This is a genomic window from Clostridium sp. HMP27, from assembly GCF_000765165.1.
Classification (GTDB): domain Bacteria; phylum Bacillota; class Clostridia; order Clostridiales; family Clostridiaceae; genus Clostridium_AK.
The window spans coordinates 1-7,089 of the sequence record NZ_JMFY01000046.1; the positions used below are offsets into that span (position 1 = coordinate 1).

Here is a 7,089-nt window from a genome sequence, read left to right on the forward strand (position 1 = left end):
TATTGGAACTTTAATCGTTAAAAAACCTTGTCAGCGTGGAGTTCAGCCATCAGGCGTTGTAGAAAATAAGTGGGAATAAAATAATAAATATTTAATTAGAGTAAAAAGTCAGCCCAAAGGCTGACTTTTATCTTAAATTGTTAGTTGTTATTTACCATTTCTCATTTCTAGATACTCGTCATAGCTCATTTGTCTATCGATTAGTCCATCTTCAGTTAATTCGATTATTCTGTTTGCTATAGTTTGTATAAATTGATGGTCATGGGAAGCAAATAATATATTACTATTAAAGTCTCTTAAACCATTATTTACTGCTGTAATTGATTCAAGGTCTAAGTGGTTTGTAGGCTGATCTAGTAAAAGTACATTCGCATTGTTAAGCATCATTTTTGAAAGCATACATCTAACCTTTTCACCACCAGATAAAACCTTAGCTTCTTTTAACGCTTCTTCTCCAGAGAAAAGCATTCTTCCTAGGAAGCCTCTAAGATAGCTTTCAGACTTTTCTTCTGAAAATTGTCTTAGCCAATCTACAAGATTTAAGTCCACATCGTTAAAGAATTCAGAGTTATCTTTAGGGAAGTATGACTTAGTAATAGTAACACCCCATTTAAATTCTCCGCTGTCTGGTTCCATTTCTCCCATAAGTATCTTAAATAATGTAGTAATTGCCATTTCATTTTCACCAACAAAGGCAATTTTATCTCCCTTAGTTATGATAAAGCTTACATTATTAAGAACTTTTACACCATCAATAGTTTTTGATATTCCATCAACTCTTAAAATATCATTTCCAACTTCTCTCTCAGGTTTAAATCCTACGAAAGGATATCTTCTACTTGAAGGTTCTATATCTTCTATGTTTATTTTATCAAGAAGCTTCTTACGAGAAGTAGCCTGCTTTGATTTAGAAGCATTAGCACTAAATCTTGCAACAAATTCTTGAAGAGCTTTGACTTTTTCTTCTTTTTTCTTATTTTGATCCTTCATTAATTGTAGGGCAAGCTGACTTGATTCATACCAGAAATCATAGTTACCCATAAATAACTTAATCTTTCCAAAGTCAACATCTGCCATGTGAGTACAAACTTTATTTAAAAAGTGTCTGTCATGGGATACAACAATAACTGTTCCTGGAAAGTCAATTAAGAACTCTTCAAGCCAGTTAATTGATTGAATATCTAAGTGGTTAGTAGGTTCGTCTAAAACAAGTATTCCAGGATTTCCAAAAAGAGCTTGTGCAAGAAGCACCTTAACCTTTTCTCCACCTGAAAGTTCAGACATTTTATTTTCATGAAGACTTGTTGGAATTCCAAGGCCCTGTAAAAGTGATGAAGCTTCTGATTCAGCTTCCCAACCATTTAATTCAGCAAATTCTCCTTCAAGTTCAGATGCCTTTATACCATCTTCATCAGTGAAATCAGCCTTTGCATATAATTCCTCTTTTTCAGTCATGATTTCATATAATCTAGCATTACCCATAACTACTGTTTGAAGTACGCGGCAGTCATCATATTCAAAGTGATCCTGCTTAAGTACTGACATTCTAGAACCAGGTGCAATAGAAACTTCTCCAGTATTAGGCTCAATTTCACCAGATAAAATTTTTAAAAATGTACTTTTTCCAGCACCATTTGCACCTATTACTCCATAACAATTTCCTGGAGTAAATTTAATATTAACATCTTCAAATAATTTCTTATCACCATATCTTAAACCAACATTTGTAACTGTAATCAACGCTAATCATTCCTCAACTTTCTACTTTTAATCTAACCGTCATATTATAACATAAAGATGTAATAATCGCTAGACTTTAAAATAACATTGACAATTAGTAATTAATAACTTAAAATTGACATTTGATAAATGAATATAGTAGAAAAAATTAAAAATTGATAACCAACACAGGGGGAAGTATTTATGTCAGATAAGAATATAGAAATGATGAAAAAGCTTATTGAAGCAAAAAAGAAAAAAAGTGCTGAGCAAAAGGGAAATGGAAGACCAACCAAAAGCATGGGAGGGGCTAAAAAGGCTGTGAGAAATAAGAAAACAGGTGGATTATTCGATAAGTAGTAAGCCTAGGGTGAGCCTTTTTAAGAACAATATTTATATGATTATTAAAATACTTTAAATCTTGGTGTTTATGTGAAATAAAAATTACCTACGCCAAGATTTATTTTATTTGTGTTCTAGGAGCATTTCATCAAGCACAGGTGAATAAAATTGGAGGTTATGGCAAATTATATTAAGATAACAATTAAAAAGCTATTTTAAAGCTAAAAATCTCAGTTGTTGTTCAGAGGTGAATAAGATGGAAAGTCATAGAGTTTTAATGCAAGAAATAGATAAATTTATAAATATAGATAGCGATACCAAAAAGGTAGAATTAGATGATTTTTTTGTTATTTATTTTGTGCAAAGTCTTATAGAGAAGTCGGCACTAACTGAAAATATCAAAATGCCTTATTTTAATAAGGATTTAAACTTTAATTCATATATTCGAAGTATTAGTACAGAAATAACACTTGAAGAGGTAAGTAAAAGTATTACAGAAGGAAATGTTATAGCAATTTATAAAGGCACACTAAGAAGTATTAATGTTTGTGTTAGAAAAAATTATAGAGAAGTCCAACAAAACATAAAAGAAAGTTCTTTTCAAGGAAGCTTAGAGGAATTCGTAGAGGAGATAACTTTAAATATAGGTCTTTTAAGAAGATATTATCCAAGTTCAAATCTTATAGTAAAGGAAACTGAAGTTGGAGAGTTAATTAAAAGTAGGGTTGCTATAATATATGATGAGGAAAAGGTAGATAAAAGTTCATTGAACTTTATAGAAAAAAGTATCAGTGAAGTTAGGGCACCTGCAATTCAAACATTAAGGGAACTGGAGCAGCACATAGTAAAGAGACAATGGCTTATTCCAAGAATTTTTATAACCTATAGGCCAGATAGAGTGGCAAGGCTTATGGCTAAAGGAAAGGCTGTTATATTATTAAATGGCACCAATGGTGCAGGAGTGGCTCCTGTTACTTTTCACGAATATTTTGTTGCAGTAGATGATTACTATTTATTCCCTATACCAGCATTTATGCTTATAGTGTTAAGATATATAGCCTTTATTTTAAGTATAACACTTCCTGCAATATATGTTGCAGTTACTTCATATAATCCTGAAATATTCAGAGTACAGCTAGCATTGTCCATTACAGAAAGCCGCTCAGGAGTAACATATCCATCTTATCTAGAAGTACTGTTTATGCTTGCAATGATAGAGTTTTTGATTGAAGCCAGCATCAGACTCCCTAAAACTATAGGGCAGGCAGCAACAACAGTTGGAGGACTTATACTAGGTCAGGCAGCTTCAGAGGCACAGCTTGTAAGTAATATACTTATAATAATAGTTGCAGCAACTGCTATAACTAATTTTTGCATGCCCACAACTTGTATAAGTATACCTGCAAGAGCATTAAAGTACATAGTCGTATTATTTGGAAGTTTAGCTGGGCTGTATGGAATTTTTGTGGCATTATTAGCCTTAACGGTATATGCATTTTCGCTTTATAATTTTAACATTCCTTATTTAAATCCATTAGATGCAATTTCGATTAAAAATTTAAGGGATTTTTTTAGGAGAAGTGAGTTATGATCGAAAAGAAATATTATTATATGATGCTTATAGTTTGTACATTGTCTAATTTTATATTTTACAATTCTCCATATCTAACTACACATATATTAGATGGAGCAATAATAGCTTTATTTATAGCGCTTATAGTGATATTAATAAGTTCTTATACTGGTATTTATGTATTTAATCATTTTAAAAACTTTACTCTGATAGAAATAAATAATGAGCTTTTAGGTAAAAAATTGGGAAGTATTATATCTTTTATATCGATAATTTTTAATTTTACCTCAGGATATTTTATGTTTATGGGACTTATTGAAATAACAAGGAAATTTCTTTTATCTACTACAAATACTTGGTTTCTAAGAATATTGCTTGTTATTCCTGTAATACTTGTTTTATTAAATACAAATAAAACATTTTTATATCTTTTAGGTTATCTTGGAATAATTATTTTAGTTGGTATAGTTATGTATTATTTGCTAAGTATTAAAGAACTAAGACTTAACTATATAAAGGGAACGTTAATTCATTCTCTAAAGATGCCTAATTTACCTTTGATTAGTATAGCAAGTTATTTTTATGTTGGAGTTCGACACTTGCAAGCATTTAATACTGAGTTTGGGAAAATAAGTTATAGAAAAACTATGCTCATATTTATACTTATAGGGCTGCCAATGGCGTTGTTAACTCTTTTAATTCCAGCATCTTTTTGGGGGGTTGAAACTGTTAGAAATATTGAACATCCTTGGATTGCTAGTTCAGATGCTATACAAGTTAATTTGTTTTTTATTGAAAGAGGGCTATATATACTATTCCCATTATTTTTAACATTAGGATCTGTACAAATTATCCTTTATACTTTTGTAGGAAAAAGTTTATTGGACAGGATGAGTATTAATAATAAAATAAAAAAAGGAATTATAGTAGCAGTATTGATTTGCTATGTTACACTAGGTGTTTTTATAAGAAATACGAGACAACTTACTGACATGGCATTAGTAAATATGATCATTAGCAGCTTTTTCACTAATATATTATTTTTTATACTTTTTTTCTTAACCAAAAGAAGGGAAAAGAGGAATATATGAGATATCTTAGTAAATTATTAATTTTATTTTTTATAGTATCTTTTTTTACAGGTTGTGATTTTAAGGATATAGATAGAAGAACTTTTATAGTAGCAGTGGGCATAGATTCTGTTGGTGTAAATGGGGAAATAGAAGTAAGCTTTAAGGCTGCTATACCAAGATCAGTAGGAGGGGCAGGCTCACAAGAGTCAGGAAAAAATTTTGAGTTTTATACTGTAAAAGGAAATTCACTTGGAGAAGTTTTTAGGCTTTTAAAAACTAAGATGGCTTTAGAACCAGACTTTGGCCATATGAAGATTATAGTGCTCGGAGAAAGTTATGTTGAAAATAATGAAATTGATGACGTTATAGATTTTTTTGCCAGGAGAAGAGACATACAGCTTATAGGGTATGTGGCTGTAGGATCGCCAAGTGCTAAGACAGTGCTAAATATAGAACCGCCAGGAGAAAAAACTGCAGGAAGTGCACTTTTTATGAAGTTTGGCCAGGGAACAAATTCTGAATATGGACTTATTACAATGTTGAAGGATGTAAAATATTCTGCAACGACGAAGGGGATGACTGTATTTTGTCCAGTGATTGAAGCTGTTGAAGGTAGAGTTGTACTAGAAAAGGTAGCATTATTTGATAGAGTTAAATTTAGTATGTTTTTGAATAGAGATGAAACCAAATTGTTTAAATTACTTTTTGAGGGAGTGCAAAATGGATACATAGTTATAGATACTTTGGGTTCTAAGAATCCTTTAGGTATAAATGTTAATAGCGGAAAAGGAAGTATAAAGTTAAAAGAAGTGAATGACGATATTATATGTAATATAAAAGTTACAATTAAGGGAAATCTAGAGGAAGCAGGACAATATGTGGAATTAAAAGAAGTTGAGGCTAGAGCAAAAAAAATACTAGATTCTCGTGTAAATGCTTTAGTAAAAAAACTTCAAGAAAAAGGCTTAGATCCTCTTCAGATCCAAGTAAAATACTGGGCTAATAATAGAAATTATGATTTTAGTGATGAATGGCTAGAAAACCAATATAAAAAGGTTCAATTTAAGGTAGATAGTAATGTAGTTATAGAAAGAACTGGAATTTTTAAATAATTAAATAAAATTAAAGGGAGAGTTAAATATGGAAAAGATGCTTTATCCAGTAAAAATTAATGGGAAATATGGATACATAGATAATAAAGGAGAAATTATAGTAGAGCCAAAGTATAACTATGCTGAGGATTTTATTAATGATTTTGCTATAATAGGAATCGAAGATAAATTTGGATTTATAAATAAAGAAGGAAGTTTAATTGGAGAAAACTTATATGATGATGTATATGAATTCACTGATGGATTAGCTACAATTGAAGTAAAAGGGAAAAAAGGATTTATGAATACAAAAGGAGAAGTGGTTATAGAGCCAGAATATAAAGAAGCTAATGGATTCTCACAGGGGTTAGCAGCTGTACAAGTAAATTATAAATGGGGATATATAAATAAAGAAGGGCAAGTGGTTATAGATCCTGTGTTTTTAGATGCTTTTGATTTCAGTGAAGATTTAGCTTTAGTGCAATTAGGAGGAAAATTAGGATACATAAACAAAGAAGGCAAGATAGTTATAGAACCTAAATTTGATTATGCTTATGGATTTTCGGAAGGGTTAGCAGCGGTACAGTTAAAATCTAATTATGGATATATTGATAAGGACGGAAATACAGTTATCAAAATTAAGTATCATACAGCTAATGATTTTAATGAAGGGCTAGCATGTGTTGAATTAAACAATAAATATGGATTTATAAATAAAAATGGAGAAGCTGTGATTCCACTTAAATATGACTGGGCAGATAACTTTTACGAAGGCTTTGCAACAGTTGCTATTGATGAAAAGTATGGATTTATAGACAAAGATGGCAATGAAGTAATTCCGGTGAAGTTTGGTAACGTAGATACTATTAGTGAAGGTTTAATATCTGTAGAAGTAAATGGTAAATGGGGATACATAGATAAAGAATGTAATTTTATTATAGAGCCAATTTATGATGAAGTGTCAAAATTTGTGGATGGAGTTTCTAAGGTTATATTAGAAAATAGAACTAAATATATAAATAAAAATGGGGAAAATGTTTTTAGTAGAGAGTAAAAGTTTAAGTTCTCTTATTTATAAAATGTACTATAAAACTTAATAATAAGGCACTAGGCATAAATTATAAATATAATATGTCTAGTGCCTTTATAAATATTAGAATTTAAAATGAAAAAAGTTATTTTCCGCCACCAGTACTGCTGGATATACCACTAGAAGTACCTGAACTGCTACCACTACTATTATTACTACTGTTGCTAGAGCTGGTTTTCATATTATTATTATTATTATTAT

At 30.4% G+C, this 7,089-nt stretch carries 6 protein-coding genes; 5 read left to right on the forward strand and 1 reads right to left on the reverse strand.

Annotated features, from left to right (window positions below; genetic code table 11):
* Window positions 1-147: 147 nt before the first annotated feature.
* Window positions 148-1,740, reverse strand: coding sequence for an ATP-binding cassette domain-containing protein (locus DP68_RS17190; protein ID WP_035311652.1), 1,593 nt, complete (start codon window positions 1,738-1,740; stop codon window positions 148-150).
* Window positions 1,741-1,923: 183 nt separating this feature from the next.
* On the opposite strand from DP68_RS17190, the gene DP68_RS19780 reads away from it, so the two are divergent.
* From DP68_RS19780 to DP68_RS17210, 5 genes are all read left to right on the forward strand, one after another.
* Complete coding sequence (locus DP68_RS19780; RefSeq protein WP_204599922.1) at window positions 1,924-2,079, forward strand: hypothetical protein; 156 nt, start codon at window positions 1,924-1,926, stop codon at window positions 2,077-2,079.
* 238 nt (window positions 2,080-2,317) lie between these two features.
* Window positions 2,318-3,652 (forward strand): spore germination protein, encoded by a 1,335-nt coding sequence (locus tag DP68_RS17195; protein WP_035311653.1) that lies wholly within the window; start codon window positions 2,318-2,320, stop codon window positions 3,650-3,652.
* Complete coding sequence (locus tag DP68_RS17200; RefSeq protein ID WP_035311654.1) at window positions 3,649-4,725, forward strand: GerAB/ArcD/ProY family transporter; 1,077 nt, start codon at window positions 3,649-3,651, stop codon at window positions 4,723-4,725. Before DP68_RS17195 ends, DP68_RS17200 begins: the two co-directional genes overlap by 4 nt.
* Window positions 4,722-5,819, forward strand: coding sequence for a Ger(x)C family spore germination protein (locus DP68_RS17205; protein WP_035311655.1), 1,098 nt, complete (start codon window positions 4,722-4,724; stop codon window positions 5,817-5,819). The genes DP68_RS17200 and DP68_RS17205 overlap by 4 nt, the downstream gene beginning before the upstream one ends.
* 28 nt (window positions 5,820-5,847) lie before the next feature.
* A complete protein-coding gene (locus DP68_RS17210; RefSeq protein WP_035311656.1) occupies window positions 5,848-6,852 on the forward strand; it encodes a WG repeat-containing protein in 1,005 nt (334 codons plus the stop codon).
* Window positions 6,853-7,089: the final 237 nt, after the last annotated feature.